This window comes from Collimonas fungivorans, assembly GCF_001584145.1.
Taxonomy (GTDB): domain Bacteria; phylum Pseudomonadota; class Gammaproteobacteria; order Burkholderiales; family Burkholderiaceae_D; genus Collimonas; species Collimonas fungivorans.
In genome coordinates, this window is the sequence record NZ_CP013232.1 from 5,198,780 (window position 1) to 5,220,013 (window position 21,234).

General features: G+C 60.5%; 22 protein-coding genes. 9 read left to right on the plus strand and 13 right to left on the minus strand.

The annotated features are described in order from the left end of the window. Positions 1-47: 47 nt before the first annotated feature. The 7 genes from CFter6_RS22810 to CFter6_RS22840 all read left to right on the plus strand — a co-directional run bounded on the left by CFter6_RS22810 (position 48) and on the right by CFter6_RS22840 (position 8,129). Positions 48-617, plus strand: coding sequence for an MASE1 domain-containing protein (locus CFter6_RS22810; protein WP_014008055.1), 570 nt, complete (start codon positions 48-50; stop codon positions 615-617). A 140-nt stretch (positions 618-757) separates the two neighbouring features. Further along, a complete protein-coding gene (locus CFter6_RS22815; RefSeq protein ID WP_014008056.1) occupies positions 758-1,165 on the plus strand; it encodes an ExbD/TolR family protein in 408 nt (135 codons plus the stop codon). Positions 1,166-1,173: 8 nt separating this feature from the next. Next, positions 1,174-1,893 carry a TonB family protein gene (locus CFter6_RS22820; RefSeq protein ID WP_061542536.1) on the plus strand — a complete coding sequence of 240 codons (720 nt, stop codon included), beginning with the start codon at positions 1,174-1,176 and terminating at the stop codon, positions 1,891-1,893. 80 nt (positions 1,894-1,973) lie between these two features. Continuing rightward, positions 1,974-4,367, plus strand: a complete 2,394-nt coding sequence (locus tag CFter6_RS22825) for a TonB-dependent receptor (RefSeq protein ID WP_061541841.1) — start codon at positions 1,974-1,976, stop codon at positions 4,365-4,367. A gap of 98 nt (positions 4,368-4,465) precedes the next feature. Further along, entirely contained in the window at positions 4,466-5,116 is a 651-nt protein-coding gene (locus tag CFter6_RS22830; RefSeq protein ID WP_061541842.1) for a MotA/TolQ/ExbB proton channel family protein, read from the plus strand. 45 nt (positions 5,117-5,161) lie between these two features. Beyond that, positions 5,162-6,883 (plus strand): bifunctional metallophosphatase/5'-nucleotidase, encoded by a 1,722-nt coding sequence (locus tag CFter6_RS22835; protein WP_061541843.1) that lies wholly within the window; start codon positions 5,162-5,164, stop codon positions 6,881-6,883. Between the two features lie 28 nt (positions 6,884-6,911). Continuing rightward, the gene (locus CFter6_RS22840) at positions 6,912-8,129 is read left to right on the plus strand and encodes a phospholipase D-like domain-containing protein (RefSeq protein WP_061541844.1); all 1,218 of its coding nucleotides are present in this window, start codon (positions 6,912-6,914) and stop codon (positions 8,127-8,129) included. 18 nt (positions 8,130-8,147) lie between these two features. Here the strand turns inward: CFter6_RS22840 and ygiD are convergent, their stop codons facing one another. Then, complete coding sequence (gene ygiD / locus CFter6_RS22845; protein ID WP_236904455.1) at positions 8,148-8,945, minus strand: 4,5-DOPA-extradiol-dioxygenase; 798 nt, start codon at positions 8,943-8,945, stop codon at positions 8,148-8,150. Between the two features lie 19 nt (positions 8,946-8,964). Then, complete coding sequence (locus CFter6_RS22850) at positions 8,965-9,363, minus strand: DoxX family protein (RefSeq protein WP_061541845.1); 399 nt, start codon at positions 9,361-9,363, stop codon at positions 8,965-8,967. Between the two features lie 137 nt (positions 9,364-9,500). Here CFter6_RS22850 and CFter6_RS22855 point away from each other — a divergent pair, with 137 nt between their 5' ends. Continuing rightward, positions 9,501-10,415: a LysR family transcriptional regulator gene (locus CFter6_RS22855; RefSeq protein ID WP_061541846.1), complete on the plus strand. Its 915-nt coding sequence runs from the start codon at positions 9,501-9,503 to the stop codon at positions 10,413-10,415. A 45-nt stretch (positions 10,416-10,460) separates the two neighbouring features. On the opposite strand, the gene phaP is transcribed toward CFter6_RS22855, so the two are convergent. The 5 genes from phaP to CFter6_RS22880 form a co-directional block, all read right to left on the minus strand. Further along, positions 10,461-11,015 carry a TIGR01841 family phasin gene (phaP, locus tag CFter6_RS22860; protein WP_061541847.1) on the minus strand — a complete coding sequence of 185 codons (555 nt, stop codon included), beginning with the start codon at positions 11,013-11,015 and terminating at the stop codon, positions 10,461-10,463. A 102-nt stretch (positions 11,016-11,117) separates the two neighbouring features. Further along, the gene (locus tag CFter6_RS22865) at positions 11,118-11,909 is read right to left on the minus strand and encodes a M15 family metallopeptidase (protein WP_236904456.1); all 792 of its coding nucleotides are present in this window, start codon (positions 11,907-11,909) and stop codon (positions 11,118-11,120) included. After that, entirely contained in the window at positions 11,909-13,093 is a 1,185-nt protein-coding gene (locus CFter6_RS22870; protein WP_061541849.1) for a patatin-like phospholipase family protein, read from the minus strand. The genes CFter6_RS22865 and CFter6_RS22870 overlap by 1 nt, the downstream gene beginning before the upstream one ends. A 348-nt stretch (positions 13,094-13,441) precedes the next feature. Continuing rightward, positions 13,442-13,861: a type II toxin-antitoxin system HicB family antitoxin gene (locus CFter6_RS22875; protein ID WP_061541850.1), complete on the minus strand. Its 420-nt coding sequence runs from the start codon at positions 13,859-13,861 to the stop codon at positions 13,442-13,444. Position 13,862: 1 nt separating this feature from the next. Beyond that, positions 13,863-14,126, minus strand: a complete 264-nt coding sequence (locus tag CFter6_RS22880; RefSeq protein ID WP_061542538.1) for a type II toxin-antitoxin system HicA family toxin — start codon at positions 14,124-14,126, stop codon at positions 13,863-13,865. A gap of 208 nt (positions 14,127-14,334) precedes the next feature. Here CFter6_RS22880 and CFter6_RS22885 point away from each other — a divergent pair, with 208 nt between their 5' ends. Next, the gene (locus CFter6_RS22885; RefSeq protein ID WP_061541851.1) at positions 14,335-15,852 is read left to right on the plus strand and encodes a B12-binding domain-containing radical SAM protein; all 1,518 of its coding nucleotides are present in this window, start codon (positions 14,335-14,337) and stop codon (positions 15,850-15,852) included. Here CFter6_RS22885 and CFter6_RS22890 read toward each other — a convergent pair. From CFter6_RS22890 to CFter6_RS22915, 6 genes are read right to left on the minus strand one after another with little or no spacing between them, the layout of a single operon-like run. After that, complete coding sequence (locus CFter6_RS22890; protein WP_061541852.1) at positions 15,849-16,094, minus strand: DUF3717 domain-containing protein; 246 nt, start codon at positions 16,092-16,094, stop codon at positions 15,849-15,851. The two genes, CFter6_RS22885 and CFter6_RS22890, sit on opposite strands and share 4 nt — an antisense overlap. Positions 16,095-16,147: 53 nt before the next feature. Beyond that, positions 16,148-16,540 (minus strand): D-ribose pyranase, encoded by a 393-nt coding sequence (gene rbsD, locus CFter6_RS22895; RefSeq protein WP_061541853.1) that lies wholly within the window; start codon positions 16,538-16,540, stop codon positions 16,148-16,150. Between the two features lies 1 nt (position 16,541). Further along, positions 16,542-17,462 carry a ribokinase gene (rbsK, locus tag CFter6_RS22900; protein WP_061541854.1) on the minus strand — a complete coding sequence of 307 codons (921 nt, stop codon included), beginning with the start codon at positions 17,460-17,462 and terminating at the stop codon, positions 16,542-16,544. 60 nt (positions 17,463-17,522) lie between these two features. Further along, the gene (locus CFter6_RS22905) at positions 17,523-18,530 is read right to left on the minus strand and encodes a LacI family DNA-binding transcriptional regulator (RefSeq protein ID WP_061541855.1); all 1,008 of its coding nucleotides are present in this window, start codon (positions 18,528-18,530) and stop codon (positions 17,523-17,525) included. Between the two features lie 22 nt (positions 18,531-18,552). Continuing rightward, positions 18,553-19,518 carry an ABC transporter permease gene (locus tag CFter6_RS22910; RefSeq protein ID WP_061541856.1) on the minus strand — a complete coding sequence of 322 codons (966 nt, stop codon included), beginning with the start codon at positions 19,516-19,518 and terminating at the stop codon, positions 18,553-18,555. A gap of 23 nt (positions 19,519-19,541) precedes the next feature. Next, complete coding sequence (locus CFter6_RS22915) at positions 19,542-21,149, minus strand: sugar ABC transporter ATP-binding protein (RefSeq protein ID WP_236904457.1); 1,608 nt, start codon at positions 21,147-21,149, stop codon at positions 19,542-19,544. Positions 21,150-21,234 lie beyond the last annotated feature (85 nt).

Sequence of the window (21,234 nt, forward strand, 5' to 3'; positions counted from 1 at the left end):
AGTATCTTCCTGCGCCGGCGCGGATACTTCGGTAAGATACGCGCGTCATGTCCACCACCCCCTCTCCCGCCGCGAAACTGCGTCTCAACCTGCTGACGGTCGGCAGCACGGCGATCGTCTATATGCTGGTGTACATGACCAACGACTGGCTGTTCAAGCACATCGAGTTCGCCCAGGGGATCGCCTGGATCTACCTGCCGGCAGGGATCCGGCTCATCTGCACCTTGCTGTTTGCCGAAGCGGGCGTGCTGGGCATCCTGATCGGCTCGCTGCTGGCTTCCAGCGTCTACGCCCTGTTCCCGGGCGATCCGGTCACCACCGTCGGCTACAGCATCATCTCGGCGCTGGCACCTTACCTTGCCTATAGGTTCACATTACAGGGAATGCGCCTGCAGCCGTCGCTGAGCAACCTGACCACCACCCGCCTGCTGGCCTGCATCCTGCTGTACGGGCTGACCAACCCGCTGCTGCAGCTGCTGTGGTTCGTCCTGCGCGGCGTCTCCTACCATTTCTGGTCGGGCCTGATCGTGATGTCCATCGGCGACCTGACCGGCTCGCTGATCGTGGTCTATGCGATCAAGATGCTGCTGTCCTTCCTTCCCTTGCCAAGGCACTAACCTCGCGTGGTGTTGCGGCCACATCGTCATCGATTGTAATACTGCCGAAATAATTCATCGCTATTCTGCCGACAGTTATAGAAATTATAGCGGTTAGCGACTTCGCGCTATCGCCGCACATCTTCCATCGGGGTATAGCAATGCGTAGTTGGGACGAACCAAAAAAGCGGAAAGCCCGCGTCGAAATCATTCCCATGATCGACGTGATGATGTTCCTGCTAGTGTTTTTTGTGCTGATCAGTCTCAACGTCATCCCCGCACTCGGCCTCAAAACGCATTTGCCGACCGCCAGCAGCTCGCAGGACCTGAAGCCGCAAAACAAGGCGGTCATCACGATCGGTCTCAACGACGCGCTGCAGGTCGACGGCGTCGACACCAAGATCAGCGAGCTGCCGGCGCGCCTCAACCTGGCGCGCAAGAACGGTGAAAAACTCAACGTCATCGTCAACAGCGATCGCGGCGTCGAGGTGCAGCGGCTGGTGGAAGTGATGGACACGCTGAAGCAGAATGGCTTCGAGTCGATCTCCATCGCTACCCGCAAGCCGTGATGCGGGCAATGATGACCATGCCGTTCCTGTTTCGCTTCCGCGATGCGCTGGCGACCTTGCCTGCCATGCTCATGCTGGCGATCCTGGTCTTTGCCGGCATCCAGAAAGTGGTGAAGATCGAGCCGCATGCGGACGACTCGCTGGTGCAGATCGCCTTGACCGAACCGGAGCCGCCGGCACCACCCGTGATCACGCCACCGCCGCAGGTTCCGACGCCGCCGCAAGTAGTCAAGCCAGTCCCGGTAGCGCAACCAGTCCGGCAGCCGACACCGCCGCAGGCGGTCAGCCAGGCGCCTGTCAGCAACATCCCCAGCGCAGAAATGGCGGCGCCGCCCAAGGCCGTAGCTGCACCGGCTGCTCCAGCCCCGGTGACACCGCCGGCGCCTGAACCGGCGCCAGCCGTAGCCAAACCAAACAACGCCAGCATCGAAGCCGGGTATGTCTCCAAGGTGCGTGCGCACCTGAACAGCATCAAACGCTATCCGACCGGCCGCGAAGCCAGCCAGCAGCGGCCGCAAGGCAAGGTCAAGGTCTGGTTCGTGCTGAACCGCGACGGCAGCCTGGTGGAGCAAGGCATAGAAGAATCGTCGAACTCGATGCTGCTCGACGAAGCCGCCCGCAAGACCATCAACCGCGCTGCATTTCCTGCTTTTCCCGAATCCAGCTGGGCCGGAGAAGCGACACACAGATTCAGCGCGGAGCTGGAATTTATCCCGGGAGCGGGGTAGAGCAACAACGAACAACAGCGAGCGGCCGTTTGACTGCTTAGTTTGAATACACACACCAAAAATATACAGGGAGTAATGCCATGCAATTCAAAGTCACCCGGCTGTCACTGCTGATCTCCGGGCTATTCATCGCCGCCAGCCCACTTGCCCATGCTGCCGATACGTCCGATGTCGGCAAGGTCACGGTGCAAGGCGACAATGGCGGCCAGAGCACCGGCCTGATCCAGCAGGAAGAATCGGCGAAAGCGCGCAGCTCGGTCAACCGCGATTACATGGACAAGCAAAGCACCACCAGCAATCCGTTCCAGATGATTAACCTGCTGCCAGGCGTGAACAGCTACGATACCGACGGCACCGGCCTGTTCGGCGGCAATATCCGGGTGCGCGGCTTCAACAGCGACCAGCTTGGTTTCACCATCAACGGCGCGCCGGTCAACGATTCCGGCAGCTTCGCCGTCTATCCGCAGGAATACACCGATGCGGAAAACCTGTGCGACATCTTCGTCACCCAGGGCTCCACCGACACCGAAGCGCCGCACGTCGGCGCCACCGGCGGCAACATCGGCATGACCATGTGCACGCCGGAAGACCAGCGCCGCTTCCGCACCGAATACACGTTCGGTTCGAACAGCCTGTGGAAAGCTTATGTACGCCTGGATTCCGGCAAACTGTTCAACGACCGCTTCAAGTTCTTCGTCTCCTATTCCAAGACCCAGGCCGACAAGTTCAAGGGCGATGGCCGCGCCGACAAGGAACACGTCGACTTCAACAGCAAGTTCGACCTCGGCGGCGGCAGTTTTGTCGATACCGGCTTCATGTACAACTCGGCCCTGAACAACAATTATCGTTCACTGACCAAGGCGCAGATCGCCCAGTATGGACGCAACCTCGATTTCGGCACCGTCCCGCCGATACACCAGCCAGGCGGCCCCGGCGCGCAAAATGATTCGACCTACGGACCGAACGCCGGCATCAACACTGGCAACAAGGACCTGTACTACGGCTACAACCTGAATCCGTTCAAGAACTGGCTGGGCACCATGAACGCCCACTTCCAGCTGGCGCCGCAATCCAGCATCGATGTCAACCCGTACATGTGGTACGGCTTCGGCACCGGCGCCAACCAGCTGCAAACCGTCAGCGAAGGCAATTCCGGCACCCTGCTCGGCGGCGGCGTGCGCGACGCCAACGGCGACGGCGACACCAAGGACACCGTGTTCGTCTACGAAGGCAGCCGCACCCGCACTTACCGTCCCGGCGTCACGCTCAAGTACAACCAGCAGATCGACAACCACAAGCTGATGGTCGGCTACTGGTACGAACGCGCGCGCCACCAGCAAACCGGTCCATTTGCGCCTATCGACAACAACGGCAATTCTGCCGATGTCTGGCAAAACAATCCCGGCGCCTGGCTGCGCAACCAGGACGGCTCTTTCGTGCAGTATCGCGATACGCTGACCGTCAGCACCGGCAAATCGGCCTTCGTGCAAGACAACATCAGCCTGTTGCAAGACAAGCTGAACCTGCAGCTCGGCGCCCGCTACTCGAGCATCGACCGCGATTTCACCAACAACCCGAGCCAGAGCGCACCCGGCTTCTATACCTTGCAGAAATCGTATTCCGACCTGCTGCCTAGCGTCGGCATCCGCTATCAGCTCGACCAGGTGCAATCGGTATTCTTCAATGCAGCGAAGAACTTCAAGGCGCCAGGCAATTTCTCTTATTTCGGCCTGATCTCGGGCGGCAAAATCGTCAATGGCGTCTATACCGGCGGCACCGTGCGCAACCCGCTGGTGGACAAGGAAACGTCATGGAACTATGACCTCGGCTATCGCTATGCAAGCGACAAATGGACATTTTCCGGTTCGGTGTTTTATGTCGACTACAAAGACCGCATAGCCACTTCCTACAACCCGGATACCGGCAACCGCACCGACTTCAATGTCGGCGATTCCACCTCCAAGGGTTTCGAACTGGAATCAGGTTACTCGCTTAGCAAGAACCTGAGCCTGTACGGATCGCTGTCCTACATCAAGAGCAAGATGAAGAGCGACATGCCGTTTGCCGCCAATTTCGCGCTGCCCACCGGCGGCAAGGAATTTCCAGATACGCCTAACTGGCTGAGCGGCATGAGCCTGCAATATGCGCAGGACAGCTGGTACCTGTTCGGACAGGCAAAATACACAGGCAAACGCTACACCACGCTGGTCAACGACGACAGCCTGGGCGGCTACACGGTATTCAATGCCGGCGCCGGCTATACCTTCCCGTCGTCGACCTGGCTGAAGAAACCGACAGTGCGTTTCAATCTCAACAATATCTTTGACAAGCAGTACCTGAACCTCAGTTCGGGCAGCGGCAGCCAGTTCACCACCAATGCTGTTGCAATCGGTCCAAATGCGCCGGCATCGGCGCCGCAGTTCTACGTCAGCGCCCCACGTACTTTCAGCGTGACGCTGGTTGCGGATTTTTAATCGGGCTGTAGCAAGCCAAGTGTAGCAAACCATGGCGGCGGTCCCTGAACCGGGGCTGCCGCTGCAACAAAAGTGCATTCGTGCGCAGAGAGGTCAACATGAACATGCAATTATTCCACGAGCTCGCTTTCTATCTGATGTACGCCTGTGCTGCCTTGGCGATATTCGTGATTGTCGAACGCGGGCTGTTTTTCAACTACACGCTGCGCCAGGCGATCGGCCTGGAAAAAGCCATGACCCATGCGGTTCAGCATGTGCAGGAACTGCCTGCCGCGTTGACATCGCGCGCCAGCCTGCCGCTGACGCTGGTGTCCGACATCCTGGCGGAAAAGCACCAGCTGACCAGTGAAAAAGACTTGCAAGATTTCAGCGAGTCGGTCTACATCGCCAACCGCGGCGAAGTGCAGCACCGGCTATGGATCCTCGACACCATCGTCACCGCCGCTCCCCTGCTCGGCCTGCTCGGCACGATTTTGGGTATCATCGATACTTTCAAGGCGCTGGCGGTATCCGGCGTGTCCGATCCGGGCCAGGTGTCGCAAGGCATAGGCACCGCCCTGTATGCAACGGCGCTGGGCATCGGCATTGCGGTAGTCGGCATGTTTTTCTTTAATATGTTCCAGGAACGGATAGAGCGCATCAACGATCATCTGAAAGTGCTGATGCTGCGCGCCTGTGTCGGCCGCGCGGCGGGACACGATACAAAGGCCGCGGCGCTGGCTGAAGCGGGCAAATTGCATCTCGCCTAATAAACTGGATGGAAGCGGGATAGAATCGAGGACTGCTTGAAACACATGTGTGCAAAACCTGTAGTCCGGACCATCCTGTTGTGCTGCATCGCAGCCGCTTTCCTGGCTGCATGCAGCGGCCTGCAACCGGCAGCGCAAAATGCGCCGCTGGAAATCAACCTGGTCGCCATCAATGACCTGCACGGCCACCTGGAAGCCGAAACCAAGAGTTATGCCAGCACGGCCGAAGCCCTGCCGCGCAAGTTCAAGGTCGGCGGCCTGGATACCATCGGCGGCGCACTCAGTGCATGGCGCGCCGAGGATCCGCAGCTGCTGCTGGTCGGCGCCGGCGACCTGATCGGCGCCAGCCCTGCCCTGTCTTCGATCTGGGCCGACGAACCGACCATCAGCGCCCTCAGCCAGCTTGGCCTGCGCGTCAGTTCAGTGGGCAACCATGAATTCGACCAGGGCAGCGCCGAGCTGCTGCGCTACCAGCATGGCGGCTGCAAATCGAACCGGCCAGACAAGGCATGCCAGTTCGACGACCATTTCCCCGGCGCCGGATTTTCTTATCTGGCCGCCAACGTCATCGACAAGACCACCAACCGCCCGCTGCTGGCGCCCTACCGGATCGAACAGGTGCGCGGTCTCAAGATCGCTTTCATCGGCGCCGTAGTGCGCGGCACGGAAAAAATGGTGTCTGCCGACGGCATAGCCAATGTTGAATTCACCGACGAGGCCGACGCCATCAACCGCTGGGTACCCGAGATCAAGGCGCAAGGCGTCAGCGCCATCGTGGTTCTGATCCATCAAGGCGGCGAAACCCCGGAACCGTTCGACATGGCGGCATGCACTCAATTGCGCGGTCCGATTGTCGACATCGTCAAACGCCTCGATCCGGCGATCAGGCTGATCATCAGCGCGCATACCCATAACGGTTATACCTGCCAGGTCGACGGCCGCACCGTGACGCAAGGCGAATCCTTCGGCCACATGCTGACCCGGATCAAGCTCACGATCGATCCGCGCATCGCCGACCTGCAAGGCAAGATCACTGCCATCGACGCCCGGAACGTATTGATGGACCAGCGGCGCTTTGCGCCCGATCCCGCATTGTCGGTTTTCCTGCAGACGCTGAAAGCACGCAGCGACCTGGTGCTGGCGCAACCGATTGCACGCATCGCGGTAGCGCGCATCGACAACAAGATCAACGATGCCGGCGAATCGCCCATGGGCGATGTGGTCGCAGACTCGCAGCTGGCGGCGACGCGCAAATTCGGTGCACAGATCGCCATGACCAACCACAAGAGCATCCGTGAGAGCCTGGACAGCGGCGCCGCCGGCAGCAACTACGCCCAGGTCGCAGCCACCACGCCCTATGGCAATACGCTGATCCTGCTGTCGCTTACAGGCAGCCAGCTGCTGGCCTTGCTGGAGCAGCAAAGCTGGCTGGATCAGGATCGTCCGGGCGGCCGCATCATGCTGCAAGTCTCGCGCGGCCTGAGCTATCGCTGGGACGCCAGGCGGCCGCTCGGACAGCGGGTTGTTCCCGGCAGCATAAAACTGAACGGCGTCGCCTTGCAGCCGCAAGGGCAATACCGGCTCAGCGTCAACAGTTTCATTTCCCAGGGCGGCGACGGCTTCAGCCTGCTGACGCAGGGCGCCGACCGCGTGGACACCGGCATCAACGACCTCGACGCGCTAAGTCATTACCTGATCGCCAGCGAACGCGACAACCACCCAGCCGGCAGCGCGCAGGCAGACGGCCGCATTGTGCGTGTGCATTAACTCACCAGAAAATTTCCCGGAACCGCCCATGCGTAAATTGATCGCCACGATTTCAATCCTAATCGGCTGCACCGGCAGCGCCCATGCCGAATTCGGCATCCCCGGCTACGAGTTGGTGCATACCGCGCCGGTTGAGACCACGCTGGCAACACCTGACTTGCGGGAGCCGCTGCAGGTCTGGAGCGAGATGTTCGACGGCGCAAAACAACAGATCGTGCTCGGTCAATTCTATGTCGCCAGCCAGCCTGGCGCCGCATTCGAGCAGGTGATCGCACGGCTCGCCGTGGCCGGCGCGCGCGGCGTCAGGATCCGTTTCCTGATGGAAGAAAAAGGCAAGTTCGCCTCCGACATGCCGACCATCGAACGGCTCAAGCAGATTCCCAACCTGGAATTCCGCTATCTCGATTATTCCAAGCTGACCGGCAATGGCATCATCCACGCCAAATACATGGTGGTCGATGGCAGCAGCGCCTATGTCGGCAGCCAGAATTTCGACTGGCGCTCGTTTGCCCATATCCATGAAACAGGCTTGCGCATCACCGATGCCATGGTGGTCAGCCAGCTGCAGAAAATCTTCGAACATGACTGGCATGCGCAGGAACTGATCGCGCAAGGAAAAGAAGTACCCAAGCTGAACCAGGGTGTGAAGAGCGCCAATGACCAGCAAGCGGCATTCCTGGTGGCCAGTCCGAACGCTTTCAATCCGCCCGGCGTCGGCGACTCCGAAACGGAACTGCCGAAACTGCTGGCGGCCGCCAAATCCGAAGTCAGGATACAGTTGCTGGACTATGCGCCACTGAGCTACGGACCGAATCACACCCGGCCATATTACGCGGTCATCGACAATGCGATCCGCGCTGCGCTGGCGCGCGGCGTCAAGGTCAAGTTGATGGTGTCGAACTGGAATACCGAAAAACCGGCGCTCGCCTACCTGAAAAGCCTGGCGCTGCTGCCCGGCATGGAAATCAAGATCGTCACGCTGCCGCAGGCGAGCAGCGGCTTCATTCCGTTCGCCCGGGTGATCCATAGCAAGACCATGGAGATCGATGGCCAGGTGGCATGGATAGGCACCAGCAACTGGAGCGGCGGCTACCTGGACCTGTCGCGCAACCTGGAAATCGTGCTGCGCAACGAGAAGATGGCAAAACGGATCGGCGACCTGCACCAGCAGACATGGGATTCGGCCTACGCCCAGCCTATCGACGTAATGAAGGATTATCCCAAGCCGGTGAAGGGCAAGGAATAATCCAGCTCAGGTTCCGGCTCAGGCAGCACCGACCACGGCGGTCAGCATGCTGATGGAACCGATGTCGATGCCGTCCACCGCAATCGATATCGTCTCGTCGTCCTGCCTGGCGCCGGCGATGTACAGCAGAGGCAGGTAATGCTCCGGCGTCGGCACTGACAATTGCGCGTCCTGGCCCTGGTCGGCATAGTCGATCAGCGCCTGCATGTCGCCGCTCACCAGGCTGTCGCGGATGTGGTCGTTGAAGCGCTGGGCCCAGCCGTGTACCGGCGCATCCTGGCTGCGGTTCATCAGGCGCAGGTTGTGCACCACGTCGCCGCTGCCGATAATCAGCACGCCTTGTTCGCGCAAGACGGCAAGCTTGCGGCCCAGGTCGAAGTGGAACTGCGCCGGCTGGGTAGCGTCGATGCTTAGCTGGATCACCGGCACATCGGCCTTGGGAAAGGCCTTGACCAGCACCGACCAGGTGCCGTGGTCAAGCCCCCACGAATGATCCATGGCGACTGCCACCGGCGCCAGCAGATCGCGCACCTGCGCCGCCAGCTGCGGATCGCCCGGCGCCGGATAACGCACATCAAACAGCGCCTGCGGAAAACCGCCGAAATCATGGATGGTCTTCGGCTGCGCCATGGCGGTGACGCCGGTGCCGCGTGTGTACCAATGCGCCGACACCGACAGGATCGCTTTCGGTTTCAATTGCGCGGCGCTGGCCCCAAGCGCGGCCCAGGCTGCGGTGTAGCGGTTATCTTCCAGCGCATTCATGGGGCTGCCGTGACCGAAGAAAATCGCCGGCATGCGGGTGGTAATCGTGCTCATCTTGATCTCTTCCAGAAATTTATTTATCGGCTTTGCCGCCGCCCAGCGCAAATGCGCCGTTGCCCAGCAAGGCTACCGAAATTGCGGTAACCACCATGAAGGCTGGATATTCCCAGCCGCCGTTAGGACTGGTGAATACCCAGCCGTTGCCGGCGTGTACCGACAATGCGCCCAGCAGCACCGGCAGCGAAATCACGGCGGCGACCCGGGCCTGCAGGCCCAGCACCATGGCGATCCCGGTCAGCACTTCGACCGCCACCACAGGATATACCGACCATGCCGGAAAACCCTGGCTGGCGAAGAAAGCGGCGGCGCCGGGCAAGGTGAAGACAAAAACCTTCAGGTAAGCATGGGCCAACAGCGCGATGCCCAAGGTCAGCCTGAGCAGGGCGGCGGCGTAGGTGCTTGGATTGTTCATGATATTACTTTCGCAAGAAATGGTTTAAAACCATGGGAATTTACGGATCGTGTCCGACTATATATTCTTGCAATGTAAAGAAAAATCATGTTTTATTGAAATACTATTTCCGAATTCCAAAATAATAAGGCATTGCAATGAACCTGTTCGAGGCAATGAAGGTGTTTGTCAAAGTAACTGAAACCGGCAGCCTGTCTGGCGCAGCGCGGATCCTGAACCTGTCCAATCCGTCCGTGACGCGGCATGTCGCCGACCTTGAGGAATACCTTGGCGCGCGCCTGCTGAACCGCAGCACGCGCCGGCTGAGCCTGACCGATACCGGCAGCGCCTACCTGGAGCGCTGTAAACAAGTGCTGGCCGATCTCGAACAGGCCACGCTGGCGGCCGGCATGCATGCCGCCAACCCGAGCGGCGTGCTGCGCATCAATGCGCCGGTATCCTTCTCCGTCAACCATCTGGGCCGGCTGCTGCCGCTATATGCGCAGCGTTATCCGAATGTGAAACTGGACGTGACCTTGTCCGACCGCATTGTCGACCTGGTCGAAGAAGGTTTCGACCTGGCGATCCGCATCGGCAAGCTGCAAAACTCCAGCCTGGTGATGCGCAAGCTGGCCAAGGCCCATGTGCTGACCTGCGCCGCCCCGGCCTACCTGGAACGACACGGCGTGCCGCAGCATCCCGACGACCTGGCGCGGCATACCTGCCTGACCTATGCCTATACGCTGCCGGACAATGAATGGCGCCTGCAGCGCGACGGCAAGGTCCATACCGTGCGCGTAGGCGGCGGCCTGCATTGCAACAACGGCGACCTGCTGATGGCGGCGGCATTGGCCGGCATGGGCGTAATCCGGCAGCCGACGTTCATCATAGGCGATGCCATCCGCGACGGCCGCCTGCAGCCGATCCTTACCGATTACCACGGCGATGCCCTGGCGGTTCACGCGGTGTACCCGAGCCGCCAGCACCTGTCGGCCAAAGTGCGCACCTTCGTCGATTTCCTGGCCGAGCAATTCGGCGAAGTGCCGGCCTGGGACCGCGATCTGCCAATATGAAAAAAGGCCGCATCCGCGGCCTTTGCTGAGTCGGTATGCAGGTACTTACTTCTTGCTGCGTGGCGTTGCCGCCTTGGTCAGCTGCGCGCCGGCATTGTTCAAGTTGGCTTCGAGGGTTTCGACTGCCTGCTTGGCGTTCTTGGTCAGCTGTTCATAACCGGCATTGGCATTGCTGATCACCGATTTCAGGATGGAGATCGCGTTTTCCGAACCGGCAGGCGCGTTCTTGCTGACTTCTTCGATCAAGGCGTTGATGCGGCGGCTGGTTTCCGCCACCTGCGCTTCTGCCGCGCGCGTGTATTCAGCCTGGGTGCCGGAGGCGATGCTGGCCAGGTGGCGGCCGTAAGCTGCGGCTTTTTCGGCGCCCGGCTTGGCCTGGGCCGCCGAGATGTTGAGGAATTCCTGCGGATCCTTGGCGCTCAGCAATTGCTTGGCGGCGCCGCCGGATTCTTCCAGCGAAGCCTTGGCCGCGCTGATGTTGAGTTCGATGACCTTTTCAACACCCTCGAAGGTTTTTGTGGTCAGGGTATTGAGCAATGCCAACTGGGCTTCGAAATGCGCTTTGGTTGCTGCGGCAAACTGTTCATGAAACGAAAACATGGCCTTCTCCTGTGTGAACAAATCATCTCTTGCTATCAACATGGCAATATTACACATTCTACAAGTAAAATGTGAATCTGCCTCCTGCCAAACCTGACAGTCCTAGCCCGCCGCGGCAGCGCAAACCTTCCTGTCTTTCGGCTTGCCGCCATGGCCGCTACGGCAGGCACGGTAGGCGACTACCGTGCTTTCAAACAGCTGGCGCGCCTGCGGCACCGGCAGTTTCGCCAGCCGTTCTGCCAGCTTGCGGCTGACCTGGAAATGCTGGTAATCGATGGGCTTTTTCCAATCCCCACCCCAAGTCAGAAAACCATGTTGCGCGAATAGTTCCACAACTTGTTCGCTGCTTCCCGCCCGGCTGGCGATGCGCGCGCCGAAAGCTTGCCCGGTCGGCGGGCTGTAAACCAGCCGGCCCTGGGCATCGCGCCGCACATACGGGTTTTGCAAAGGATTGATATCGATCGCCAAACCATAGGCATGCAAGGATGCCGCTCCGCCGCCGGTGATCGGCCTGTCGTTGAAGGCGGAGGTATTATTGTCCGCCATCGAGGCGTCGTCATTGCCTTGATAATGCTCCATCAGACGGGCCTGCGCAAGCGGGAAACGGCGCTTCAGCAGTTCGTCGAACAGCGCTTTGACCTGCGGCGCGACCGCCGCCATGACCATGATCTCGCCGTCGTCGTGGCGCACCTGGTGAAAGTCGAGATAGGAGAAACGGACTACCTGCAGCTGCGGGCAGTCGACCGGCGCGCCGGGCTGCAGCACATGCTGCTTGAGCAGCGCGCATTGCTGGCTGTCCAGTCCCGCAGCGCCGCCGCCAGCCTGGGCGCCGGCCGCCATGGCTGGCAGCAGCAGCGCCAGCATCAACCGGCCCAGCGCGGAAGCCGGCGCCATCAGCTCACCGGCGGCATGACCAGTTCATGCACCACCAGGCCGGCGTCGGAATCGCCGAAGGTGTCGCCGTTGGCCTTGACGCGCTCCGCGGCCTGCATGGCGTCGGCATAACCTTGTTCCCAGCGCCACTCGATCGAGCCGCGCGAAAAATTGATGTCCTTGGACGGCATGTTCCAGTCGTGGCCGCTGTAGCGCAGGCGCACGATGTGGATCGTGCTGTTGTCGTGCAAACCCTTGAATTCCTTGAGGTCGGATTTGCTGCGCAGCGCCGGCGGCAGCTTGTCGTACAGCGCTTGCGCGGCGCGCCGCAATTGATACATGCGCAAGTAGTTTTCGATATGGCGTTCCGAACGGGAGGCGAAGGTCACGTCTTTCTGGCGATTGGTGATCTGGTCCAGGGTAGTCGGCTCGGGACCGTCGGCGTTCCACAAATCGACCATCACGCACAGGGTGTTGCCGTCGACGTCGGTCTTGGATTCGTCGTCCAGCACCACTTCCAGCGGCGTATTCGAATACAGGCCGCCATCCCAGTACAGGTCGCCGTCGATGCGCACCGGTGCAAAGCCGGGCGGCAAGGCGCCGCTGGCCATGATGTGTTCGACGCCGATCTTCCGTTCCTGGGAATCGAAATTGACCAGGCTGCCGCAAGCCACGCGCATGGCACTGACGGTCAGGCGCATGCCGCCGGGGCTGTTCAGGTAGTCGAAATCCACCAGCCGCGCGAGCGTCTCAGCCAGCGGCGTGGTGTCGTAGAAACTGGCTTGTTCCGCCTGTACAGGCATACCCACCATGAAAGGATTCAGCGAACGCGGCGAGAAAAATCCCGGCACGCCGCGGGTGGTGACATCGGTCGTAGTCCACCAGGTGTTGAACTGGCGCATGGCATCCGGCACTTTGCTCAGATCCGTCAAGTCGCCGTGGCCGACCTGTTCCCAGAATTCCTTCAGGCGCGACAGCCGCATGTCGCGTTCGTTGCCAGCGATGATCGCGGCGTTGATGGCGCCGATCGAGGTTCCCACCACCCAGTCCGGAGTCAGGCCGTTCTCGTGCATCGCATGATAGACCCCGGCCTGATACGCACCCAGCGCGCCGCCGCCCTGCAATACCAGCGCCACCCGCGGGGTGACCGACTCGGCTTTGGTTTTAGTACGGATCCGTGCTTTGGAAGTGGTTGCATTGCTCATTTGACGCCCATCTTGTGTAGGGAAGAGCAATCATATTAACCGATCGCGGCAAGAGGCAACGGCGGCAGCCGATATGTCATCAAATCTTCATTAGCGGCAACGATTCTGATTTTTAATGTATTCGCCGCACCTTAAATGCAACAATTTATTACGGGCAATAAATTGCGGCCCCATCATTAAAACAGGAGTTTCCATGGTTTTGCGCCCCATCATCGCCGGAGCCAGCTAGCCGCCAGTTCAGCTGCGGTTATCGCTCAGGGCAATACCGATACGCTGGCGGCAATCGCGCATAACCTGGCGAACGTTGAGCGACTCGCCGAGGCAACCTTGCCGGCATTGAAAGTTTCCTTACCTGACGCCGCGCTGAGGCTTGGCGGGCACCGGGCGCAAGTGGCCGCGGCCCGGCGTAGAGCCAGGATCTTTGCCGGCCGTCGCCGCCACGCCGTCGCTTACGCACTGTTTCACGAAATCGTTCAGGGACTGCCCTTTCCTTGCCGCCGCCAGGCTGGCGTTGCGATGCAGCTCAGGCGTCAGGCGCACATTGAACGTGCCGCTGCAAGGCTTGTCCGGTTCCAGGCCTGCGCGCCGGCACTTGTCCAGATAAAAATCCACCGCTTCTGCAAATGCCGTTTGCAGCTCCCTAACGTTTTCCGCTTCGTAGCTTACGAGATCATTGATAAACAATATCTCGCCATGCAGGCAGCCATCCTCGATGCTGACCTCGATCGAGCCTGAATAATTTTTATGGCTGAGTATTTTGTCGCTCATTTCATTCCTCGCTAGCGTCCGTCAAACCGTACTCTTTCAGCTTGCCGTTTACCTTCAACAATAAATATCTTTTCACGATATTTCCTGGATGGGGCTTATGCACAAAAATCTTAAGGCCCGCCGCGGTTTTAAAACATCGATAAGAACCGCCCTTGTCAGAAAACTCGATAAATCCGTACGAATTGAGCAGATTGATCAATTCTTGCCATGTAAAGTCTGCGGGTACTGCAGCAGCTCGGTTGCGTAATTTATCGGCTTTAGTCATTTGATTATCCTGTCCTTCCTCCAAAATTGCAACTGAAAATCAGTTGCATGGCAATCTCGCGTTGTTCACGGCGGTTTATCTCGATACTCATGAACACGGTTGACCATGTCAATTTGGCAAATTCCCTAAAACCTCGGTCCTGCGGGTGCGCAGGCGTAAAATGGCGCATTCCGCAGTTTCTGCCGCCAATCTTTTTCGTTAGCCCGCCATGACCATCCTGCTGTCCACGCTCAACGCGCGTTATTCCCACGCTTCACTTGGGCTGCGCTATCTGCAGGCGAACATGGGGGATCTGCGCGAAGCTACGCAGCTGCATGAATTCGTCATCGGCGCCAAGACCACCGACATTGTCGAAAAGCTGCTGGCGCACAAGGCCGAGACGGGCACCACCATCGTCGGCTTCGGCGTGTATATCTGGAATATCGAGGAAACCACCAAGGTGGTGGCGATGCTGAAACGGGTAGCGCCCGACATGGTGATCGTCCTGGGCGGACCGGAAGTGTCTTACGAATCGGCCGAGCAGCAGATCGTGCAGCTCGCCGACTACCTGGTCACCGGCTGGGGCGACGTTACCCTGCCGCAGCTGTGCCGGCAGATCCTGCACGGCCCGAAGCCGCTGATGAAGGTGCATGTCGGGGTGCAGCCGCCCATGGCCGATATCGTCCTGCCGTATGGCTTGTACAGCGACCATGACATCGCCCATCGCACCTTGTATGTGGAGGCTTCGCGCGGCTGTCCGTTCAAATGTGAATTCTGCCTGTCGGCGCTGGACAAGACGGCGTGGCCGTTTGCACTCGACAATTTCCTGGCCGAGATGGAGTCGTTGTATGCGCGCGGCGCGCGGCTGTTCAAATTCGTCGACCGCACCTTCAACCTGAACGTCAAGACCAGCCTGAAGATCTTGCAGTTCTTCCTCGACAAACTGGCGGCCAGTCCTGACGACCCGGTGTTTGCCCACTTCGAACTGGTACCTGACCATTTGCCGGATGCCTTGAAGGAGTCGATTGCGCTATTTCCGCCCGGTGCCTTGCAATTCGAAATCGGCATCCAGAGTTTCAACCCGGAAGTGCAGGCGCTGGTGAGCCGCAAGCAGAATAACGAGAAGGCGGCGGAGAATATCCGCTGGCTGATCCAGCAATCGCAGGCGCATCTGCATGTCGACCTGATCGCCGGCCTGCCGGGCGAAGATGTCGCCAGTTTCGCCCGCGGTTTCGACCGCCTGGTGGCGCTCCAGCCGCATGAAATCCAGTTCGGCATCCTGAAACGCTTGCGCGGCACGCCGATCATCCGCCATACCGAGCCTTACGGCCTGATCTTCGATCCGCACCCGCCCTACACCATCCTCGCCACCAGCCTGATCGACTTCCCCACCATGCAGCGCCTGCAACGGTTTTCGCGCTACTGGGACCTGGTCGCCAATTCAGGCCGCTTCGCGCACACGCTGCCGATCCTGCTCGGCGATTCTCCGTTTGCCAGCTTCATGGCGTTTTCGGACTGGCTGTACAGCAAGACCGATGCCACCCACCGGATCGCACTGGATCGCCTGGCTGGCCTGGTCGGCCAGTGGCTGCATTTACAAGGGATGGGAGAAAGTGCGGTCAATGCCGTGCTCAGCACGGACTATGCGGGCAAGCCACCCAGGCAGGCTGACATGCCGCAGCACATGGTAAAAACCGATGCTGCGGTCGCCCCCAAACGCCAGGCGCGCCACCTGGTTCATACCTAACCCGCTGATCTGGCGGCGGCGCTGAGATCCAGCATGTGCTGGCGCCAGGCGCCAATGAGTTGCTGCGCCACGCTGTCCATGGAGGACAGCGCCACGCTGCTGCTATGGTCGATGATCATCATGGCATACACGTTGGCGAGCGCATTCACCTCAGGCGACAATGCGCATTCCTCCCCTACCGCAGGCCGTTGCAGACGCCAGTAATTGATGGCTTGTTCCAGTTCGGGCAATGAGATATTCATGGCTTTATTGTACCTGCCACGAGCTGCTTGTCAGATCTACGGCTGAAATATTGTCAGAAAACCACGCCGGCAACCAGGATGATGTTGGCGTACGGGGTGAACTCGCCGGTGCGGATAACGGCTTTCGCGCTGTGCGTCATGCGCTTGAAATCGGCATGCGGCAAAGTCCGCTTGTCGGCCAGGCCGAGCGCCTCGATCTGCTGCGCCAGCTGCGGGCTGTGCAACGGCAGTTCGTCGGCCAGCACATGATGCTCCACCTGCATTTCCGTCAATACCGTTTGCAGGGTATCCATGAAACCTGGCACACCGCGTGTCAGCGCCAGGTCGATCAGCGGCACGCCGGGCGGCACCGGCAAGCCGGCATCGCCGATCACTATGCTTTCGCCATGGCCCAGCGATGCGATCAGTTGCGACAGCGCGATATTCAGCAATGGGCTTTTTTTCATCTCAAGCCTCCAGTTCACGGCGATAGGGAATCGAGGTTTGCGCACCGATGCGCGCCACGCTCAGGGCTGCCGCGCGCTGGCCGAAGGCGATGGCGTCGGCTTCGCTGCGGCCTTCGGCCAGCGCGGCGACAAAACCGCCAATGAAGGTATCACCGGCAGCGGTGGTGTCGACCGCCTTGGTCGGCTGCGCGGAAAAATGGATCGAGCCGGACGACAGCGCCGCATACACGCCCTTCTCGCCCAGCGTGACCAGCACATTGCTGCTGCCGTTGACGCGCAATTTGAGGACTGCTGCCTCGATGGCAGCGTCGTTATCCAGGCTGGCGGCGTTCAGGCCGGCCAGCATGGCCGCCTCGATTTCATTCGGGATCAGGTATTCCACCTGCGCCAGCAGATCGGCCGGCAAGGCTTGCGCCGGCGCAGGTGCTGGATTAAGCACCACGGTTTTACCCAGCTGATGCGCCAGCTTGATCGCATGGATGACTGTCGCCAACGGCGTTTCCAGCTGCAGGACGACGATGCGCGCCTGTTCGATCAGGCTGCGCGCGGCATCGATATGCGCCGGGCTCAGCGCGTCATTGGCGCCCGCGGCGAGCACGATGCTGTTCTGGCCGCTGGCGTCGACCAGGATCGAAGCCACGCCAGAAGCTTCTCCTTCTATTGTGCTGATATGGCTATCGTCGATGCCGTCGTTGCGCAAGGCAGCCCGCAGTTCGTTGCCGAAGGCGTCGTCGCCGAGGCAGGCGACCATTGCCACCTTTACGCTAGCGTCGCTGAGACGCGCGCAAGCGACCGCCTGGTTCGCGCCCTTGCCGCCCGAAATGGTCTGGAAACGTCCGCCCGACAAGGTCTCGCCGGGAAGCGGCATGCGCGGCACGTTGAGCACCAGGTCCATATTGATACTGCCGATGATGACGATCATTGTGTGTTCTTTAAATAAAAATGACTATTGATAGGTCACGCGTGGGCACAGGTGCCCACCCTACATTCGCACGGTCGAGCCGCGTATATGCAATTCAGGCGCAATCGACAGCCGCTGCAAAGGACGGTCGGGCGTGGCGATCCTTTGCAGCAGGCATTCGGCCGTGAGCTGGCCGAGCCGGCGCGTATTCTGCGCCACGCTGGTCAAGGTCGGATGGACGAACTGCGCCAGGTCGATATCATCGAAACCCACCACCGCCAACGTCTCCGGCACCGCGATGCCAAGTTCTGCCGCGGCACGCAAAGCGCCTATCGCCATCAGGTCGTTGCAGCAGAAAATCGCATCCGGGGCCTGCGCAGGCGCAGATGCAAAGCCTGCCAGCAGGCTGCGCGCCGCCAGGTAGCCGCCGGCGCTGGTGAAATCGGCATAAGCCAGCAACGGTTCCGTCAGCGTCACGCCGGCTGCCAGCAATGTCTGGCGCAAACCGCCGATCCGCTCCCGCGAAATAGCGATATCTTGGGGACCGCCGATGCAGGCGACGCGACGCCGCCCCAAACTCAGCAGATGTGCGGCCGCCAATGCGCCGCCGGCGGCATTGTCGACCGCCACCAGGTCGATCGCCATGTCTTTCGGCGCCCGGTCCAGCAGCACGGTCGGCACCTTCATCTTGCGCAACAGTTCGCCGTCGGTCTGCGCCAGTGTGGCCACGATCAGGCCGTCGCAGCGCTTGGTCAGCAGCACGTTGAGGTAATCGCGCTGCTTGGCCGGATCGTCGTCGGAGTTGCACAGGATGACGCTGTAGCCGGCGGCATAACAACTGTCCTCAATGCCGCGCGCCACTTCCGAAAAATACGGATTGGTATTGTTCGGGATGATCAGGCCGATACTGCCGGTAGCCTTGCTTTTCAAAGAACGCGCCAAAGCACTCGGCACATAGGCCATGGCTTCAACCGCCGCCAGCACCCGCGCCCGGGCGTCGGCGCTGACCGGCCGGGTCTGATTCAGGACGTGCGAAACCGTGGTGTACGAAACCCCGGCCGTGCGCGCTACATCCTTGATGGTCGCCATATTATTTACTCAATGCCTGGTATTAGTGTGTCGAACGCTCGCCGCGGCGGCGATATGTGTCCAGCACCACAGCAGCAACAATCACCAGCCCGGTGATGATGCGTTTCATCGGCTCGCTGACGCCGACTTGCGCCAGGCCGGCTTCCAGCACCGAGATAATCAGTACGCCTATGAAGGTGCTGACCACCGAACCGCGCCCGCCCATCAGGCTGGTGCCGCCAATCACCACCGCCGCAATCACTTGCAGCTCCATGCCGACGCCGCCGTTCGGATCGGCCGCTTCCAGCCGCGATACCTGGAACAGGGCGCCGACCCCGGCCAGCAAACCCATCAGCGCAAACACCAGCACCTTGCTGGGACGCGGATTGATGCCGGACAGGCGCACCGCTTCTTCATTGGTGCCGATGCCGATCCAGTGGCGTCCGAGCACCGTTTTGGTCAATACCAGGTGGCCGACGACAACGATCAGGATGGCAGACAGGAAAGCCGGCGACATGCCGAACAGGATAGGCGAACTGATGCCATCGACCGCGCTGCCGATATATTCGGTGCGCGAATTGGTGACTTGGTAAGCCAGGCCGCGCGCCATTTCCAGCACGCCCAGCGAAACGATGAACGAAGGAATGCGCCAGCCGACCGAAATCAGGCCGGTCAGCATGCCGCACAAGCTGGCCACCAGTACGCCCAGCGTGGCCGCCGCAAACAGCGGCCAGCCCCAGCGCACCATCGCCATCGACAGCACCGAAGCCGCCAGCGCCATCACCGAACCGACCGACAGGTCGATGCCGCCGATGATCAGCACAAAGGTCATGCCGACCGCCATCACCACCAGCGTCGGAATGTCGTTAGACAAAGTGGTAAAGGTAGCTGCCGTGAGGAAGTTCTCGCTGAGGATGGAGAACAGTATGCACATCGCCAGCAGCGCACCGATCAGGCCCAGGTAATTCTTCAGGCCGGACATGCTTCGGGTAAAAGAGAGAGTTGTCATGATTTTCGAAAAAGTTGGGGGCTTCAGGCAGCTTGCGCGGCGGATGCATCTGCGGCAGCGCTGTCGTTACCGTTACTATTGCCGTTCACATAGCCGCTGAACGCCGCCGCCAGGATCGTCTCCTGGCTCCACTGGCCACGCTCGAAAGTGTCTACCAGCTTGCCGGCGCTCATCACCGCGATGCGGTCGCAGATCAGCATCAGTTCGCGCAGGTCGCTCGATACGATCAGCAGTCCCTTGCCTTGGCGCGACAGCTCGGCCAGCAGCTTGTAGATATCGAACTTGGCGCCGATGTCGATGCCGCGGGTCGGTTCGTCGAACAGCATGATCGGGCAATCGCGGTACAGCCAGCGCGCAATCACCACCTTCTGCTGGTTGCCGCCGGAAAGCTCTCCCGCTGCCTGCATGCCGTTGCGCGAACGTATTCGCAAGCGCTTGATGTAGTCGTCGGCGACTGCCGCTTCTGCCTGCCGGTCGAGCACGCCGAACTTGCTGACGGCGGGCAGCTTGGCCAGCGTGGTGTTAAGGCCTATCGATTGCGGCAGCAGCAAACCCTGGCTCTTGCGGTCTTCCGTGATCATGGCGATGCCGGCGGCGATGGCGTCTTTCGGCGACGAAATTTTCGCTGCCTGAGTTTGGTCGCCGATGAATACCTCGCCCTGGTCCGCGCGGTCGGCGCCAAAAATCAGGCGCAGCAATTCGGTCCGGCCCGAGCCGATCAGGCCGGCGACGCCGAGGATTTCGCCGGCGCGCAAATCGAATGAAGTAGGTGCAACCACCTTGCCGCGTCCGATATCCCGCACACGCAGCAACGGCGCGCCGATGGTGCGATGGCCGAGATCCAGCTCGGCTTCGGCGGCGCGGCCGACCATCAGCTGTACCAGCGCTTCGGTGCTGTAGCCGCCGATGGCGTCGTCGCATACCAGTTGGCCGTCGCGCAGCACCGCGATACGGTCGGCCACGCGCTTCAGCTCTTCCAGCCGATGCGAGATATAGATGATGGCGACACCTTCCGATTGCAGCCGCGCAATCTGCGTGAACAGCAGCTCGACTTCGCGGTTGGTCAGCATCGCGGTCGGTTCGTCCAGCACCAGCAAACGGCAGCTGCCGATCAGGTTGCGGGCGATTTCCACCATCTGCTGGTGGCCCACGCCCAGTTCGCCGACCGGCGTCCAGGGATCGAGATCGGTCAGTCCTACCGCCGCCATCTGGATCCGCGTGTCCTGTGCCAGCCTGGCCTTGTCGATCCAGCCGAAGCGGTGCGGCAGCTGGTTGAAATACAGGTTTTCGGCGATGCTCAGGGTCGGGATCAGGTTCAGTTCCTGCATCACCATGCGGATGCCGAGATGTTCGGCTTCCTTGCGCGAACCCGGCTGGTAGCGCTGGCCGTCGAGCAGCATGCTGCCGGTTGTGGCGTCGACCAGGCCGCAGACGATTTTCGACAGCGTGCTTTTGCCGGCGCCGTTTTCACCGGTCAGCGCCAGGATCTGGCCCGGGCTGATGCCGATAGAGACGTCGCTCAAGACCGGCTCGACATAGGTCTTGCCGATGCCGCTCAAACTCAGCAAGGGAACTGCGGATGCAACGGCGCGTCCGTCGGAACGCGCCGCCGCCATGGATTCATTGGACATTCTGTACTCCAGCAGTGACAGCTGTAGTTATACTTGGCGGAGCAAGGCAAGGTACTCCCTACCTTGCCCCGCGCGGTTGTGCAGT